General features: G+C 71.1%; 13 protein-coding genes and 3 pseudogenes. 10 read left to right on the forward strand and 6 right to left on the reverse strand.

From position 1 onward, the window contains the following. The 3 genes from ABD794_RS18215 to ABD794_RS18225 all read left to right on the forward strand — a co-directional run. Positions 1–882: uroporphyrinogen-III synthase (locus ABD794_RS18215; protein ID WP_425586065.1), on the forward strand; the 882-nt coding region annotated here is incomplete at its 5' end. After that, the gene (gene hemB / locus ABD794_RS18220; protein WP_344964648.1) at positions 879–1,865 is read left to right on the forward strand and encodes a porphobilinogen synthase; all 987 of its coding nucleotides are present in this window, start codon (positions 879–881) and stop codon (positions 1,863–1,865) included. The genes ABD794_RS18215 and hemB, both read left to right, overlap by 4 nt. Positions 1,866–2,270: 405 nt before the next feature. Then, positions 2,271–2,657: an ATP-binding protein gene (locus ABD794_RS18225; RefSeq protein ID WP_344964650.1), complete on the forward strand. Its 387-nt coding sequence runs from the start codon at positions 2,271–2,273 to the stop codon at positions 2,655–2,657. Here ABD794_RS18225 and argS read toward each other — a convergent pair whose 3' ends face one another. After that, positions 2,658–4,427 (reverse strand): arginine--tRNA ligase, encoded by a 1,770-nt coding sequence (argS, locus tag ABD794_RS18230; RefSeq protein ID WP_344964652.1) that lies wholly within the window; start codon positions 4,425–4,427, stop codon positions 2,658–2,660. A 148-nt stretch (positions 4,428–4,575) separates the two neighbouring features. On the opposite strand from argS, the pseudogene lysS reads away from it, so the two are divergent. Then, positions 4,576–6,335: pseudogene (gene lysS, locus ABD794_RS18235) on the forward strand (lysine--tRNA ligase). A 66-nt stretch (positions 6,336–6,401) separates the two neighbouring features. Here the strand turns inward: lysS and ABD794_RS18240 are convergent. Both ABD794_RS18240 and ABD794_RS18245 read right to left on the reverse strand, forming a co-directional pair. After that, a complete protein-coding gene (locus tag ABD794_RS18240) occupies positions 6,402–7,097 on the reverse strand; it encodes a hypothetical protein (protein WP_344964654.1) in 696 nt (231 codons plus the stop codon). A gap of 88 nt (positions 7,098–7,185) precedes the next feature. After that, on the reverse strand, positions 7,186–8,076 hold the full coding sequence (locus ABD794_RS18245; RefSeq protein ID WP_344964656.1) for a hypothetical protein: 891 nt from the start codon (positions 8,074–8,076) through the stop codon (positions 7,186–7,188). A gap of 193 nt (positions 8,077–8,269) precedes the next feature. Here ABD794_RS18245 and ABD794_RS18250 point away from each other — a divergent pair, with 193 nt between their 5' ends. Continuing rightward, complete coding sequence (locus tag ABD794_RS18250) at positions 8,270–9,463, forward strand: RtcB family protein (protein ID WP_344964658.1); 1,194 nt, start codon at positions 8,270–8,272, stop codon at positions 9,461–9,463. A 1-nt stretch (position 9,464) separates the two neighbouring features. Here ABD794_RS18250 and ABD794_RS18255 read toward each other — a convergent pair whose 3' ends face one another. The 3 genes from ABD794_RS18255 to ABD794_RS18265 are packed head-to-tail and all read right to left on the reverse strand — an operon-like array spanning position 9,465 to position 11,181. Further along, positions 9,465–10,241, reverse strand: coding sequence for an SDR family oxidoreductase (locus tag ABD794_RS18255; protein WP_344964661.1), 777 nt, complete (start codon positions 10,239–10,241; stop codon positions 9,465–9,467). A gap of 8 nt (positions 10,242–10,249) precedes the next feature. Then, on the reverse strand, positions 10,250–10,585 hold the full coding sequence (locus tag ABD794_RS18260; protein WP_344964663.1) for a YnfA family protein: 336 nt from the start codon (positions 10,583–10,585) through the stop codon (positions 10,250–10,252). After that, on the reverse strand, positions 10,582–11,181 hold the full coding sequence (locus ABD794_RS18265; RefSeq protein WP_344964666.1) for a hypothetical protein: 600 nt from the start codon (positions 11,179–11,181) through the stop codon (positions 10,582–10,584). The genes ABD794_RS18260 and ABD794_RS18265 overlap by 4 nt, the downstream gene beginning before the upstream one ends. Before the next feature lie 280 nt (positions 11,182–11,461). Between ABD794_RS18265 and hemL the strand changes: the two genes are divergently transcribed. The 5 genes and pseudogenes from hemL (at position 11,462) to ABD794_RS18290 (ending at position 16,239) form a co-directional block, all read left to right on the forward strand. Next, positions 11,462–12,778, forward strand: a complete 1,317-nt coding sequence (gene hemL / locus ABD794_RS18270; protein WP_344964668.1) for a glutamate-1-semialdehyde 2,1-aminomutase — start codon at positions 11,462–11,464, stop codon at positions 12,776–12,778. A 35-nt stretch (positions 12,779–12,813) separates the two neighbouring features. Continuing rightward, positions 12,814–13,461: pseudogene (locus tag ABD794_RS18275) on the forward strand (histidine phosphatase family protein). A gap of 120 nt (positions 13,462–13,581) precedes the next feature. Next, a pseudogene (locus tag ABD794_RS18280) lies at positions 13,582–14,767 on the forward strand (polysaccharide deacetylase family protein). Positions 14,768–14,834: 67 nt separating this feature from the next. Beyond that, positions 14,835–15,458 (forward strand): TlpA family protein disulfide reductase, encoded by a 624-nt coding sequence (locus tag ABD794_RS18285; RefSeq protein WP_344964671.1) that lies wholly within the window; start codon positions 14,835–14,837, stop codon positions 15,456–15,458. Positions 15,459–15,501: 43 nt separating this feature from the next. Beyond that, positions 15,502–16,239, forward strand: a complete 738-nt coding sequence (locus ABD794_RS18290; RefSeq protein ID WP_344964696.1) for a cytochrome c biogenesis CcdA family protein — start codon at positions 15,502–15,504, stop codon at positions 16,237–16,239. The last annotated feature ends 2 nt before the right edge of the window (positions 16,240–16,241 follow it).

Here is a 16,241-nt window from a genome sequence, read left to right on the forward strand (position 1 = left end):
CGGGGGCCATCTATCCGGTGCGTGGAACGTGCCGCTCGTGGCCTCGCACCAAGGGGGGTGGGGGAGCAGGCCGCCTCGCTCTCCGACCAGCTCCGCTCCTACGGCGCCGTGCCGCACGAGGTGCCCACCATCGCCGTCGAACCGCCGCGCACCCCGCAGCAGATGGAGCGCGCGGTCAAGGGCCTGGTCACCGGCCGCTACGAGTGGATCGCCTTCACCTCCGTGAACGCGGTCAAGGCCGTGCGCGAGAAGTTCGAGGAGTACGGGCTCGACGCGCGGGCGTTCGCCGGCATCAAGGTCGCGGCCGTCGGCGAGCAGACCGCGAAGTCGCTGATCGAGTTCGGCGTCAAGCCGGACCTGGTGCCGAGCGGCGAGCAGTCGGCCGCCGGGCTGCTGGAGGACTGGCCGCCCTACGACCCGGTCTTCGACCCGATCGACCGCGTCTTCCTGCCGCGTGCCGACATCGCCACCGAGACTCTGGTGGCCGGTCTGATCGAGCTGGGCTGGGAGGTGGACGACGTCACGGCCTACCGGACCGTGCGCGCCTCGCCGCCGCCGGCCGAGACCCGCGAGGCGATCAAGGGCGGCGGCTTCGACGCCGTGCTCTTCACGTCCTCGTCCACCGTGCGGAACCTGGTCGGCATCGCCGGCAAGCCGCACAATGTCACCGTCATCGCCTGCATCGGCCCCGCCACCGCGAAGACCGCGGAGGAGCACGGCCTGCGGGTGGACGTGCTGTCGCCCGAGCCCTCGGTGCACAAGCTCGCCGAGGCGCTCGCGGAGTTCGGGGCCGCGCGGCGCGACGCCGCGATCGAGGCCGGGGACCCGGTCACGCGCCCGAGCGAGCGACGGCCCGGATCGCGTAGAAGGGCACGGAGTTGAGCACGTACGGATCTTTTCCGGCCGGCCGTCCGCGGCGGCTGCGGACCACCCCGGCCATGCGCCGCATGGTCGCCGAACACCGGCTGCACCCGGCCGAGTTGATCCTCCCCGCCTTCGTGCGGGAGGGCATCGCCGAGCCGGTGCCGGTCTCCTCGATGCCGGGCGTCGTCCAGCACACGCGGGACACGCTGCGCAAGGCCGCCGTCGAGGCGGTCGAGGCCGGGGTCGGCGGGATCATGCTCTTCGGCGTGCCCGAGCACAAGGACGCGCTCGGCAGCGCCGGGACGGACCCGGACGGCATCCTCCAGGTCGCGATCCGCGACGTGAAGGCCGAGGTCGGGGACGAGCTCATCGTCATGTCCGACCTGTGCCTGGACGAGTTCACGGATCATGGGCACTGCGGCGTCCTCGACGCGGCGGGCCGGGTCGACAACGACGCGACGCTGGAGCGGTACGCGGAGATGGCGCGCGTCCAGGCCGACGCCGGTGTCCATGTCGTGGGCCCGAGCGGGATGATGGACGGTCAGGTCGGCGTCGTCCGCGCCGCGTTGGACGCGGCCGGGCATCAGGACGTGTCCATCCTCGCCTACACGGCGAAGTATTCGTCTGCGTTCTACGGGCCGTTCCGCGAGGCGGTGGCCTCGTCGCTGCAGGGCGACCGCAAGACGTACCAGCAGGACCCGGCCAACGCCCGGGAATCCCTGCGGGAGTTGGCGCTCGACCTCGCGGAGGGCGCGGACATGGTGATGGTGAAGCCGGCGCTTCCGTACCTCGATGTGCTCCATCGGGTGGCGGAGTCGGTGGACGTGCCGGTGGCGGCGTATCAGATCTCGGGTGAGTACGCGATGGTCGAGGCGGCGGCGGCGAATGGCTGGATCGACCGGGATGCGGCGATTCTGGAGACGCTGACGAGCATCAAGCGGGCCGGTGCGAACATGATTCTGACGTACTGGGCGACGGAGGTCGCGCAGCGGCTGCGCTGAGGGTTTTCCTCTCCCCGCCCCGCCCTTTCACCGTTTCTTCCGGGGAGACCCCGGACCCCATTCGCCCTTCGGGCGAAGTCCTCAAGCGCCGGACGGGCTGAATGTCAGCCCGTCCGGCGCTTGAGGACAGCCCGCGCGGAGCGCGGTGAGAAACGGTGAAAGGGCGGGACCGGGGCAAACTCCCCCCGGGCGCACCCACCGCGCCCGTTTAAACCTCCCGTGTCACCCACATAGGTCGTCTCTCGTCGAATCCGGGCAGTCCTGGCACGGGCAAACCGAACATGACTACCGTGCGTGGCAGACAGCTCACTCTACGGAGGCGTGCTATGAGTTCCATGGAGGCCCGAGCGCCGCTACTCGCCGATCGAGTTCTGGGAGTACACGCTCCAGGTTCCCTCCGACCCCATGGCGCCGTGCATCGCCCGGCGCACTCTGCGCACCATCTTCGAGGAGCACGGGTTCCTCGAACTGGCCGATACGGCCGAGCTGTTGACGTCGGAGCTGGTCACCAACGCCTACCGGTACTCCGACGGGCCCGCCTCGGTGCGGGTGCGGCGGGAGGGGGACCGGGTGCGGGTCGCGGTGTGGGACACCAATCCGCGGCTGCCCGTGCTCGACCGCGTGCCGTCGGCGCACGGGCCGGACGACGAGGCCGAGCGCGGCAGGGGGCTCGGCCTCGTCCAGCGGTGTGCGGACAGCTGGGGCGGGTTCGCGCTGCGCGACCAACCCCAGGGGCTCGTGGGGAAGTTGATCTGGTTCGAGCTGGGGGCCGGGGCGGCCGCGGCCCGCTGACTACAGCCGCTCGGGGGTGCGGATGCCCAGCAGGGCCATGCCCTGGCTCAGCGTGCGGGCGGTGAGGCCGCAGAGGAAGAGGCGGTTCTCCACCAGCTCCGGGGACTCGGCCTTGAGCACCGGGCACTGGTCGTAGAAGGCGGTGTACAGCGAGGCCAGCTGGTACAGATAGCCGGCCAGCTTGTGCGGCGCGTACTCCGCGGCGGCCTCCGCCACCGTCGCGGCGAACTGGTCGAGGTGCAGGCCCAGCGCCCGCTCGGCCGGGGCCAGCGCGAGCTCCGGGTGCGCCACGGGCCCGGACTCACCGGCCTCGCGGGCCTTGCGCAGGATCGACTGGATCCGGGCGTACGCGTACTGGAGGTAGACGGACGTGTCGCCGTTGAGCGAGACCATCTGGTCCAGGTCGAACTTGTAGTCGCGGGCCGCCGAGGTGGACAGGTCCGCGTACTTCACCGCGCCGATGCCGACCTGGGCGCCGCGCTCGGCGATCTCCTCCTCGCCGAGGTCCCGGGCCTTCTCGCGGACGATCGCCGAGGCCCGGTCGATCGCCTCGTCGAGCAGGTCCACCAGGCGGACCGTCTCGCCCTCGCGGGTCTTGAACGGCTTGCCGTCCTTGCCCAGCACGGTGCCGAAGCCCAGCTGCACGGCCTTGACGTCGTCGGTCAGCCAGCCGGCCCGGCGGGCGGTCTCGAAGACCATCTTGAAGTGCAGGGACTGCCGGACGTCCACCACGTACAGCAGGGTGTCGGCCTTGAGGTTGAAGACGCGGTCGCGGATCGCGGACAGGTCGGTGGCCGCGTAGCCGAAGCCGCCGTCCGACTTCTGCACGATCAGCGGGACCGGGTTGCCCTCCGGGCCCTTGACGTCGTCGAAGAAGACGCAGAGCGCGCCCTCGGAGCGGACCGCGACGCCGGACTCCTCCAGCATGCGGCAGGTCTCGGCGAGCATGTCGTTGTAGCCGGACTCGCCGACGATGTCCTCGTCGCGGATCTCCACGTCGAGCTTGTCGAAGACCGAGTAGAAGTAGATCTTCGACTCGTCCACGAATCGCTGCCAGAGCGCCAGCGTCTCCTCGTCGCCCGCCTGGAGGTCCACCACCCGGCGCCGGGCGCGGGCCTTGAACTCGTCGTCGGAGTCGAAGAGCGCGCGGGACGCCTTGTAGAGCCGGTTGAGGTTGGACATGGCCTCCTCGCCGGAGACCTCCCCCTCGGCCTTGTGGTCCAGCTCGTGCGGGTGCTCGATCAGGTACTGGATGAGCATGCCGAACTGGGTGCCCCAGTCGCCGATGTGGTGGCGGCTGATCACCTTCTCGCCGGTGAACTCCAGGATCTTGAGGACCGAGTTGCCGATGACCGAGTTCCGCAGGTGGCCGACGTGCATCTCCTTGGCCACGTTCGGCTGGGCCCAGTCGATGACGGTGGTGCCGGGGTGCTCCTTGACGGGGACGCCCAGCCGGTCGTCCGCGGCGCGCGCGGCCAGCGTCTTCGTGATCGCCGCGTCGGCGACCGTGATGTTGAGGAAGCCGGGGCCGGAGACCTCGACGTCCGCGATCAGATCGCCCGCCGGGAGCTGCTCGACGACCTTGCCGGCCAGCTCGCGCGGATTGCCCTTGAGCTTCTTCGCCAGCGCCAGCATCCCGTTGGCCTGGAAGTCCGCCCGGTCGCTCCGTCGCAGCAGCGGGTCGGCGGCGCCGGCCTCCGGCAGGGCTGCCGAGAGCGCGTCCGCGATGCGCTGGTGGAGGGTGGAAGCGAGCGAGGGGACCAGAGCCATGGGGTGCGTGCCATTCCGGTAGGCGGCAGTTTTTCGGTGCCCACCGAGTATCCCACGCGGCTATCACGGCTCCCGAGCCGTTTTCGTCCCCGACGGGCAACCAGGTGGCCCCCCGCGCCGTCTGGGACAATGGTCATGCCAGACCTGTATGGAAGGAAGTGCCGTGGCACAGGCTCAGAGCACCGAGGCCGACTGGGTCTCCCGTTTCGCCGACGAGGTCATCGCCGAGGGCGAGCGCCGCGCCCCCGGCAAACCGATCGTCGTCGCCTCCGGCCTGTCGCCGTCCGGCCCGATCCACCTGGGCAACCTTCGCGAGGTCATGACCCCGCACCTGGTCGCCGACGAGATCCGGCGCCGCGGCCACCAGGTCCGGCACCTGATCTCCTGGGACGACTACGACCGCTACCGCAAGGTCCCGGCCGGCGTCCCCGGTATCGACGAGTCGTGGGCCGAGCACATCGGCAAGCCGCTGACCTCCGTCCCGGCCCCGGCCGGCTCCGCGTACCCGAACTGGGCCGAGCACTTCAAGGCCGCCATGGTCGAGGCGCTGGCCGAGCTGGGCATCGAGTACGACCCGATCAGCCAGACCGAGCAGTACAGCCTCGGGCGTCTACCGCGAGCAGGTCCTGCACGCGATGAAGCACCGCGGCGACATCGACGCGATCCTCGACCAGTACCGGACGAAGGACAAGGCGACCGGCAAGCCGAAGAAGCAGCAGCAGAAGCCGGATGCCGCTTTGGACGCAGCCGAGCTGGAGGCCGCCGAGGGTTCCGGCGCGGCCGCCGAGGACGACGGCAGCGCGGGCGGCGCGTACTTCCCGTACAAGCCGTACTGCGGCGCCTGCGAGCGCGACCTCACCACCGTCCACGGCGTACGACGACGCGACCACCGAGCTCGCCTACACCTGCGTCTGCGGCCACTCCGAGACCGTCCTGCTGAGCGAGTTCAACCGCGGCAAGCTGGTCTGGAAGGTCGACTGGCCGATGCGCTGGGCGTACGAGGGCGTGATCTTCGAGCCGTCCGGCGTCGACCACTCCTCGCCCGGCTCCTCGTTCGTCGTCGGCGGGCAGATCGTCCGCAAGGTCTTCGGCGGCGAGCAGCCGATCGGCCCGATGTACGCCTTCGTCGGCATCAGCGGCATGGCCAAGATGTCGTCGTCGAAGGGCGGGGTCCCGACCCCGGGCGACGCGCTGAAGATCATGGAGGCGCCGCTGCTGCGCTGGCTGTACGCCCGCCGCAAGCCCAACCAGTCCTTCAAGATCGCCTTCGACCAGGAGATCCAGCGGCTCTACGACGAGTGGGACAAGCTGGAGGCCAAGGTCGCCGAGGGCACCGCGCTGCCGGCCGACGCCGCCGCGCACTCCCGCGCCGCCCGCACCGCCGCCGGCGAGCTGGCCCGCACGCCCCGCCCGCTGCCGTACCGCACGCTCGCCTCGGTCGTCGACATCACCGCCGGCCACGACGAGCAGACCCTGCGCATCCTCGCCGACCTGGACCCGGAGAACCCGGTCACCTCGCTGGAGGAGACCCGTCCGCGCCTGGACCGCGCCGAGCACTGGATCAACACCCAGGTCCCGGCCGAGCAGCGCACCATCGTCCGCGAGGAGCCCGACGCCGAGGCCCTCGCCGCGCTCGACGAGCAGGCCCGCGAGTCCCTGCGGCTGCTGCTCGACGGGCTGGAGACGCACTGGTCGCTCGACGGCCTGACCACCCTGGTCTACGGCGTGCCCAAGATCCAGGCCGGTCTGGACCCGGAGGCCAAGCCGACCCCCGAGCTCAAGGTCGCCCAGCGCTCCTTCTTCGCGCTGCTCTACCAGCTCCTCGTCGGCCGCGACACCGGCCCGCGCCTGCCCACGCTGCTGCTCGCGGTGGGGGCGGACCGGGTGCGCAAGCTCCTGAGCGCCTGACGCCACGCGTGCGAAGGGCCCGCTTCCCCTCGGGGGGAGGCGGGCCCTTCCGCATGACCGGACGCGCTACTTCTTGTTGGCCGCGGCCACCGCCGTCACCGCTTCCTTGGCCGCGCCCTGCGCGTCCTTCACCAGGTCGGAGACGTCGGGAGCCTTCGCGCCCTCCAGGCCCGCGCCGCTGTACTTCAGGGTGATCACCACGTTGGCCGTCCGGGCGATGATCGTCGCGTTGTGGTACTCGACGCCCTTCTTGGTGGTCGTCGTGGTCACCGTGGACGCCCAGTCGCCGATGCCGCTCGCCGCCTGGTTCTTGACGTCCTTCGGGGAGTCCTCCGCCATGGCCTTCTTGACCTGCTGCTCGGCGAACTCCTGGGCCCGCTTGTCCGCCGAGCCCAGGGCCGGCTCCGAACTCAGGCCGTTGTACTGGAGGTTCAGGTCGCGGTACTGGATGTCGTCGGCCTTCTCGTCGTTCAGGCCCCACCAGAAGCAGCTGCCGGTGAGCGCCTTGCCCGCCTTGTCCTTCACCTTCGGCACCAGGTCCTCGACCGTCTTGGCCGGGAGCGCCTTGCAGGTGTCGGGCAGCTTCGGGTACTTCGCCGCGGCCAGCGTCGGGGTGGCCGAGGGCTTCGCCGTGACCGACGCGGACGGCGTGCTCTCGCTCTTCTTCCCGCCCCCCGAACCGGAGCAGCCGGCGACGAGCACCATCGGTACGGCGGCGCAGGCGAGGATTCGGGCGAGTCGCGGGGCTGTGGGTCGGTGCATGGGTCCTTCGCTCAATCGGTGCGGGGCCGGACAGGGATCTCCTCGCACGGTACGCGGCCCGGCCGGAATGGAGGGGGTACTCGCCGGGCTAGTTGCCGAAGTGACCGGCGTCGATCTCCCGGGCCAGGCCGTGCGCCTTGCCCTGGAGGTCCTGGCTGCCGGGCACGTGCTGCCGGTCGGCGCTGCCCTGCGAGTACGCGATGGTGACCAGCACGTTCGCCGAGCGGAAGACGATGGTGACGTCCCGGTGCACGTCCGTGCCGCCGGAGACCAGCCTGTCGTCGATGTACGCGTCGTCGCCCACGTCGTCCAGGACCCGTGAGCCCAGCTCCGGCCCGTTCGAGGGCGGGGCGGGGGCGGAGGGCGAGGCCGTGCCGGCGGGACGGGAGGACGCGCCCGTCGTCTTCGGCTCGTTCTTCCCGGCCTTGTCCTTGGCGTCCTTGGCCCCTGTGTCCTTGGCGTTCTTGGTGCTCTTGGCGTCCGGCGGGGACGAGGAGGGCGGCGCGCCGGAGGGGGCGGACGAGGAGGAGGCCGGGATGTGGGCCGCTTCGGCCCGCTCCTTGTACAGCTCCTGCGCCCGGTCCTCGTCGCTGACCCCCGCCTGGTACGAGACGACCCGCTCGAAGTCGACCGAGAGGTGGCGGGTGTCGTCCGGGGTTTTCCAGCGGCAGCCGATGCGGCGGTCCGCGTCGTAGGTGAGGGTGGCCTGGCCCTTGTACGCCTTCTCGGCGTCCTCCTCGGAGCCCTCGTCGACCCCGGGGAGCAGGCGCCGCAGAATGTCGCGGCCCACGTAGCCGCAGGGCTCGGGGAGGCTGTGGTACTTGCCGGGCTCGGCGGCGGGCGCCGCGGATCCGCCGGTGCCCGGCTTGGGATCGTCGTCCCCGCCGCCGGCCCCCGAGCTCCCGCCGCACCCCGTGAGGCCGGCCGCGAGCACGGCGGCGGCCAGTGCGGCTGCCGGTGCGTACGCCCTCCGCTGCACTGTTCCGAGGCTCCCTTCCGCCCGCTCCCGGGCGAAAACTGGTTGCTGCGGCTGGGTGGCCGCTGGACACAATGTGTACCGCACGCGCCGCCGCACCGCTGGTCCGCTGTCGTGAATCAGTGCATTGATCCGGCTTTTGCGTTTTTTGCGCTATCGCACTTTTTGACTCACCTCTTGGGGGAATGGGGAAGACATGTCGTTCACCGAGCTGCCGGGCGCCCGGGTGCCGATCCGCATGTGGGCGGATCCGGCCACCGTCGAGGACGTCGCCATGCAGCAACTGCGCAACGTCGCGACGCTGCCGTGGATCGAGGGCCTCGCCGTGATGCCCGACGTCCACTTCGGCAAGGGGGCCACCGTCGGCTCCGTGATCGCCATGCGCGGAGCGGTGTGTCCGGCGGCGGTGGGCGTCGACATCGGCTGCGGGATGTCCGCGGTGAAGACCTCCCTGACCGCGAACGACCTGCCGGGCGACCTGTCCCGGCTGCGCTCGGAGGTCGAGCGCGCCATTCCCGTCGGCTTCGCCATGCACGACGACGCGGTGGACCCGCGCCGGCTGCACGGGCTGCCGACGGCGGGGTGGGACGACTTCTGGGGGCGGTTCGACGGGGTCGCGGAAGCGGTCAAGTTCCGTCAGGGCCGGGCGCTGAAGCAGATGGGAACGCTCGGGGGCGGAAACCACTTCGTCGAGGTCTGCCTCGACGAGACGGACGCGGTGTGGCTGATGCTGCACTCCGGCTCCCGCAACATCGGCAAGGAGCTGGCCGAGTACCACATCGGCGAGGCCCGCAAGCTCTCGCACAACCAGAACATCGTCGACCGCGACCTGGCCGTCTTCCTCGCGGGCACCCCGCAGATGGACGCCTACCGGCACGACCTCTTCTGGGCCCAGGAGTACGCGCGGCACAACCGCGAGATCATGATGGCCCTGCTCAAGGACGTGATCCGCAAGGAGTTCAAGAAGGCCAGGCCGATGTTCGAGCCGGTCATCTCCTGCCACCACAACTACGTGGCGGAGGAGACCTACGAGGGCGTCGATCTGCTGGTCACGCGGAAGGGCGCGATCCGCGCGGGCGGCGGCGAGTACGGGATCATCCCGGGCTCGATGGGCACGGGTTCGTACATCGTGCGCGGGCTGGGGAACGAGGCGTCGTTCAACTCGGCTTCGCACGGGGCGGGTCGGCGGATGAGCCGGAACCAGGCGAAGAAGCGCTTCTCCGAGCGGGACCTGGCCGATCAGACGCGGGGCGTCGAGTGCCGCAAGGACCGCGGGGTCGTGGACGAGATCCCGGCCGCGTACAAGCCGATCGAGCAGGTCATGGAGCAGCAGCGGGATCTCGTCGAGGTGGTGGCGAAGCTGAAGCAGGTGGTGTGCGTGAAGGGCTGAGTCAGCGCCCGGAAGTCTCGCGGTGCACCTTGTAGTTGCTGGCCTGGGCCCGGGGGCGGAGAACGAGCAGGTCGACGTTGACGTGCGGCGGCCGGGTGACCGCCCAGGCGATCGTCTCCGCGACGTCCTCGGCCGTCAGCGGTTCGCTGACGCCCGCGTAGACGGCCGCGGCCCGGTCCTCGTCGCCGCGGAAGCGGTTGAGGGCGAACTCGTCGGTCCTGACCATGCCGGGGGCGATCTCGATGACGCGGACCGGCAGGCCGTTGAGCTCCAGGCGCAGGGTCTCGGCCATGGCGTGGGCGCCGTGCTTGGCGGCGACGTAACCGCCGCCGCCCTCGTACGTGCCGAGGCCGGCGGTGGAGGAGACGATCACGACCGTGCCGGGGGAGGTCTTCCACAGGGGGAGCAGCGCCTGGGTCACGTGGAGCGTGCCGAGGACGTTGACCTCGTACATGGCCTGCCAGTCGGCGGGGTCCGCGGTGGCGACGGGGTCGGTGCCCAGTGCTCCGCCCGCGTTGTTGACCAGGACCTCGACGGGGCCGAGGTCGTCGAGGAAGAGGGCGAAGACGTCGACCGCGGCGCGGTCGGTGACGTCGAGTTCGTAGGCGACGGCCCGGTGTCCGGCCCCGGTGAGCTCGGCGGCCAGGGCGTCGATGCGGTCCTTGCGGCGGGCGGTGAGGACGACGCGGTAGCCGGCGGCGGCCAGGCCGCGGGCCGTGGCGGCGCCGATGCCGCTGCTCGCGCCGGTGATCACTGCGGTGGGGGTGGTGCCGTGCATGGGGTCTCCTAACGCCCGCGTGGCGCGTACATGATCAAACCTACTCCGGCGAGGCAGACCAGCGCACCCAGCACGTCGTAGCGGTCCGGCCGGTACCCGTCGGCGACCATGCCCCAGGCCAGCGAGCCGGCGACGAAGACGCCGCCGTACGCCGCGAGGATCCGGCCGAAGTGCGCGTCGGACTGGAGGGTGGCGACGAAGCCGTATGCGCCGAGGGCGGCGATCCCCGCGCCGATCCACGCCCAGCCCCGGCCCTCGCGGGCCCCCTGCCAGACGAGCCAGGCGCCGCCGATCTCCAGGACCGCGGCGAGCAGGAAGAGGGCGACGGAGCGGAGGACGGTCACGGCCACACCAGGCAGTACGGCTGGTGGCCGGCCTCGTGGAGCCGGTGCGAGAAGTCCTGCCACTCGTGGAGCAGGCGGTAGACCGTGAAGGCGTCGCGCGGGCCGCCCCGGTCGGGGACGGTGGACCAGATGAACGCCGCGGCGCCCACGGACTCCTCGCCGATGCCGCGGAGCGGGTCGACCACGGTCATGGGGAGCTTGACGACGGCGTAGTCCGGGTGGAGGACGACCAGTTCGAGCGGGGGGACCTTGTGCAGGGGTATGCCCTCGATGCCGGTGAGGACCATCGCGGCGACCGTCTCGGGCTTGATCCGGGTGAACATCCCGCCCATGCCCAGTTCGTCCCCGCCGAGCTCCTCGGGGCGCATGGAGATCGGCACGCGCGCGGCCGTGGCCCCGTTGGGCGCCCCGAAGTACTTGTAGGTCACCCCCATCCGGCCACTCCTGCTCGCGCTGTTGCCCCCGCCGTCGCCGGTCCGCTCGGGACCCTCGGTGCGGGGCTGTTCCCTCCGCCGGTGCCGACCCCCGCGGGGCGGCCGGGCTCGCTCGGGGCCGAGGTCGTCGGTGCCCTCGCCCAGTCCGCCACCGCGATGCATATCTCCACCCGATCGCTTTTTTACGCAGCACAGCCCCCGCCGCGCAACCCGATCATCGTCTCAGACACCTCCCCCGTCGAGAGCGCGCGAAACGCCCGGACACGAGTGCCCACGGAGCTCTGAGAGCATGGGTGGCGTGAGCTACCCCTCCCGGCCCCCAGTGTCCCAGACGCGCGGGGGCTGACACCCGGCCCACAGCCGAGCCGGTCCCACCAGCCGGGGCGCGCGGCCACCGTCGCCGACGACGTCCCTCCCTACGTCATCCGCAGGCAGGAACAGAGTGCCTTTTCCATATGAAGCCCCAGTGTCCCAGACGCTCTTCGAGCGCGCGGCGGTCGTGACGCCCGGTGGCGTGAACTCTCCGGTGCGCGCGTTCCGCGCCGTGGGCGGAACGCCCCGGTTCATGGTCTCCGGCACCGGCCCGTACCTCACCGACGCGGACGGCCGGGAGTATGTGGACCTGGTGTGCTCCTGGGGGCCGATGATTCTCGGCCATGCCCACCCCGAGGTGATCGCGGCCGTCCAGGAGGCCGTCGCCCGCGGCACGTCCTTCGGCACCCCCGGCGAGGGCGAGGTCGCCCTCGCGGAGGAGATCGTCGCCCGGGTCGACCCGGTCGAGCAGGTGCGCCTGGTGTCCTCCGGCACCGAGGCGACGATGTCCGCGATCCGGCTCGCCCGCGGCTTCACCGGCCGCTCCAAGGTGATCAAGTTCGCCGGCTGCTACCACGGGCACGTGGACGCGCTGCTGGCCGCGGCCGGCTCCGGCCTGGCCACCTTCGGCCTGCCGGACACCCCGGGCGTCACCGGCGCGCAGGCCGGCGACACCATCGTCCTGCCGTACAACGACCTGGAGTCGGTGCACGAGGCGTTCCACCGCTACCCGGGCGAGATCGCCTGTGTGATCACCGAGGCGTCGCCGGGCAACATGGGCGTCGTCCCGCCGGCCCCCGGCTTCAACGAGGGGCTGAAGCAGGCCTGTGCCAAGAACGGCGCGCTGTTCATCTCCGACGAGGTCATGACCGGCTTCCGCGTCTCGAAGTCCGGCTGGTACGGCATCGACGGCGTCACGCCGGACCTGATGACCTTCGGCAAGGTCATGGGCGGCGGCTTCCCGGCGGCGGCCTTCGGCGGCCGCGCCGACGTCATGGCGCATCTGGCCCCGGCGGGCCCGGTCTACCAGGCCGGCACGCTCTCCGGTAACCCGGTCGCGACGGCGGCGGGCCTGGCCCAGCTGCGGCTGCTGGACGACGCGGCGTACGAGAAGGTGGACGCGGTCTCGCTCAAGGTCCGCACGCTGGTGACCGAGGCGCTGGCCAAGGAGGGGGTGGCGCACCGCCTCCAGGTCGCGGGGAACATGTTCTCCGTCTTCTTCACCGACCGTGAGGTGACGGACTACGAACTGGCCAAGGGGCAGCAGTCGTTCCGCTACACCGCGTTCTTCCACTCGCTGCTGGCGCAGGGCGTCTACCTGCCGCCGTCGGCCTTCGAGTCGTGGTTCGTCTCGGCGGCCCACGACGACGCGGCGATCGAGCGGATCGCGGCGGCGCTGCCGGCGGCGGCGCGGGCGGCGGCCGAGGCCGAGGAGGAGGCGAAGTGAGCAGCAGCGAGCAGGACATCACCGTCGTCCATCTGATGCGGCACGGCGAGGTGCACAACCCGGAGGGCGTGCTCTACGGGCGCCGGCCCGGCTACCACCTGTCCGACCTGGGGCGGGAGATGGCCGACCGGGTGGCCGAGCACCTGGCCGGGCGGGACATCACCCATGTGGTGGCCTCCCCGCTGGAGCGCGCGCAGGAGACGGCGATGCCGATCGCCAAGACGCACGGGCTGGACCTGGCGACGGACGGGCGGCTGATCGAGGCGGAGAACGTCTTCGAGGGCAAGACCTTCGGCGTGGCGACGGCGCGCTGCGCAAGCCGGCCAACTGGAAGTACCTGACCAATCCGTTCCGTCCGTCGTGGGGCGAGCCGTACATCGAGCAGGTCGTGCGGATGATGGGCGCGCTGAACGCGGCGCGGGACGCGGCCCGCGGCCACGAGGCGGTGTGCGTCAGCCCACCAGCTGCCGATCTGGATCGTGCGCAGCTTCGTCGAGCGGCGCCGGCTGTGGCACGACCCGCGCAAGCGGCAGTGCACCCTGGCCAGTCTGACGACCTTCACCTACCGCGGCGACAAAATCGTTTCGGTCGGGTACAGCGAGCCGGCCCGGGACCTGGTCCCGGCCCATCTGCTGGCGGGCGCCAAGCCGGTCAAGGGCGGGTCCAAGGCGTTCGGCGCCTGACGTCCCCGACGCCCCCGGCCGTCCCGCTTCCGCCGTACGTCAACGCGCCCCCGCCCCCGATGTCGCCTTAGATGGACGGCAGGAGGGCGGGGGCGCTGCGACGACGAGCGGAGACCGCGCATGAGGGACACGGGCATAGGCCGGCGGAGTCTCCTGGGCGCGGCGCTGGCCCTGGGTGCCGCGGGCTGCGGGCTCTCCTCCGAGGCCGACCCGGTGGTGGTCCGGGCGAAGGCGATGGCCAGAGCCCGGCCGATCGGGGACGGCTCGACGGCGGACGCGGGTCGCAGCCCCTGCAGCCCCCGCCGCCCGAGCGGCTGGAACCGGGCAGAGGCCGCCGCAGTTCGTCGTCTTCTCCTGGGACGGCGCGGGCGAGATCGGCAACGGGCTCTTCCCGCGCTTCCGCAGGCTCGCCCGTGGACCACGGCGCGCGGATGACGTTCTTCCTCACCGGCCTCTACTGTCTGCCCGAGTCCCGCAGGACGCTCTACCGGCCGCCCAACAACCGGCCCGGCGCCTCCGCCATCGGCTACCTCTCCGACGAGCACATCCGCGAGACGCTGCGGAACGTGCGCGAGGCGTGGCTGGAGGGGCACGAGATAGGCACGCACTTCAACGGGCACTTCTGCTCGGGTCCCGCTCGGTGGCCCGGTGGACGCCCGCGCAGTGGGAGTCGGAGATCGAGCAGGCCGTCTCCTTCGTCACCTCGTGGCGGACGAACACCGGCTTCACCGGCCTCGAACCGCTGCCCTTCGACTACCGCAAGGAGCTCGTCGGCGGCCGTGCCCCCTGTCTGCTCGGCCAGCAGAACCTGTTGCCCGCGGCGGCCCGGCTCGGCTGGCGGTACGACGCCAGCTCCCCGGGCGCGCGCCAGGTCTGGCCGCGGAAGCGGATGGGGGTCTGGGACTTCCCGCTGCAGCTGATACCCCTTCCGGGGCGCTCCTTCGAGCTGCTCTCGATGGACTACAACCTGCTCGCCAACCAGTCCCGCAACTCCACCAAGGCGCCGCCGGTCCACTACCCCGGCTGGCGGCGGCAGGCCACGGAGGCGTACCTGACCGGGTTCCGGCGCGCGTACGAGACCAACCGGGCGCCGTTCTTCGTCGGCAACCACTTCGAGCAGTGGAACGGGGGGATCTACATGGACGCCGTCGAGGAGGCACTCAAACGCATCGCCGACGAGAAGCGCGGCGACGTGCGGCTCGTCTCCTTCCGGCAACTGTGCGACTGGCTCGACGCGCAGGACCCGGCGGTCCTGGAGCGGCTGCGGCGGCTGAAAGTCGGGCAGAAGTGGGTGCCCGCCGGCTGAGCGCCGGTGTTGTCCGGGGCAAGGGGGGCGCGCAAGATCCCGGAAATCGCCATGCGAAACTTTTCACATGAGTGCCTGCCGCGCCAACCGACGCAACCGAAACCGACGTCGTAACTCTGTTGCGGCCATCGGTGCCGCCCTCGCCACCCTGGCCCTGAGCGCCTGTGGCTCCGGGGGTACTTCGGGCGGCGGCGGTGAGACCCAGTTCGTGCAGGGCCAGGGCGGGGTCTCCGTCGTCAAGGACAGGGCCGGCCGGCAGGACGCTCCGGAGCTGTCGGGCAAGACGCTCCAGGGCGAGGAGCTCAACGCCACCGAGAAGTTCAAGGGCAAGGTCATCGTCTTCAACGTGTGGGGCTCGTGGTGCGCGCCCTGCCGTGCCGAGGCGAAGGGCCTGGGGAAGGTCGCCCGGGACTACAAGGACAAGGGCGTCGAGTTCGTCGGCCTGAACACCCGGGACCCCGACCCGGCCCCGGCCAAGGCCTTCGAGAAGCAGTTCGACGTCCCGTACCCGAGCATCTTCGACTCGGCAGGGAAGCTGATCCTCCGCTTCCCCAAGGGCAGCCTCAACCCGCAGGCCATCCCGTCCACGGTCTTCATCGACCGCGACGGGAAGATCGCCGCGCGGGCGATCAAGCCGCTGGACGAGGACGAGCTGCGCGAGACCCTCGACCCGCTGGTCGCGGAGAAGTGACGCCGTGACCTCCGCGTCGATCACCCTCGCAGCCGCCGACGGCATGAACCACACCGTGCTCTCCGGAGCGCTGATACTGGCCCTGCCCGTGGCGCTGCTCGGCGGACTGGTCTCCTTCTTCTCGCCGTGCGTCCTGCCGCTCGTGCCGGGCTACCTGTCGTACATGACGGGGGCCGGCGGCGCGGACCTGGCGCAGGCGAAGCGGGGGCGGATGCTGCTCGGCTCCTCGCTGTTCGTCCTCGGGTTCAGCGCCCCGTTGGTGCTGACCGGGGCGCTCTTCGGCTATGCCGGCCGGACGCTGCAGGAGTACAAGGAAACGATCGCCGTGGTCCTCGGGATCGTGATGATCGTGATGGGCCTGATCTTCATGGGCCTGCTGAACCGATTCGGTCAGCGGGACGTCCGCTTCCGGGTCAAGACCTCGATGGGGCTGTGGGGCGCTCCCCTGCTGGGCATCGGCTTCGGCGTCGGCTGGACGCCGTGCCTCGGCCCCACCCTGTTGTCCGTGCAGTCCCTCTCCTTCTCCGCCGCGAGCCAGGAGCGCGGAGCGCTGCTGACGTTCGCCTACTGCCTCGGCCTCGGACTGCCGTTCATCGTCGCCGCGCTGGCCTTCCGCCGGGTGCTCGGCGCCTTCGGCTGGGTCAAGAAACACTACGCATGGGTCATGCGGATCGGCGGTGGCATGCTCGTCGCCGTGGGCCTGCTCCTGGTCACCGGTGCGTGGGACTACCTCGTCCAGGACCTCCAGACGTGGACGAGCGAATACAACCCCGGGATCTGATC

This window comes from Streptomyces thioluteus (assembly GCF_039535865.1).

Bases quoted from the DNA above. Each gene is read 5' to 3' on its own strand.
- ABD794_RS18290 (WP_344964696.1), top strand. From the start codon at position 15,502: ATGAACCACACCGTGCTCTCCGGAGCGCTGATACTGGCCCTGCCCGTG.
- ABD794_RS18255 (WP_344964661.1), bottom strand. From the start codon at position 10,241: ATGCACGGCACCACCCCCACCGCAGTGATCACCGGCGCGAGCAGCGGC.
- ABD794_RS18265 (WP_344964666.1), bottom strand. From the start codon at position 11,181: ATGCATCGCGGTGGCGGACTGGGCGAGGGCACCGACGACCTCGGCCCC.
- ABD794_RS18240 (WP_344964654.1), bottom strand. From the start codon at position 7,097: ATGCACCGACCCACAGCCCCGCGACTCGCCCGAATCCTCGCCTGCGCC.
- ABD794_RS18285 (WP_344964671.1), top strand. From the start codon at position 14,835: ATGAGTGCCTGCCGCGCCAACCGACGCAACCGAAACCGACGTCGTAAC.
- argS (WP_344964652.1), bottom strand. From the start codon at position 4,427: ATGGCTCTGGTCCCCTCGCTCGCTTCCACCCTCCACCAGCGCATCGCG.
- ABD794_RS18225 (WP_344964650.1), top strand. From the start codon at position 2,271: ATGGCGCCGTGCATCGCCCGGCGCACTCTGCGCACCATCTTCGAGGAG.
- ABD794_RS18250 (WP_344964658.1), top strand. From the start codon at position 8,270: ATGTCGTTCACCGAGCTGCCGGGCGCCCGGGTGCCGATCCGCATGTGG.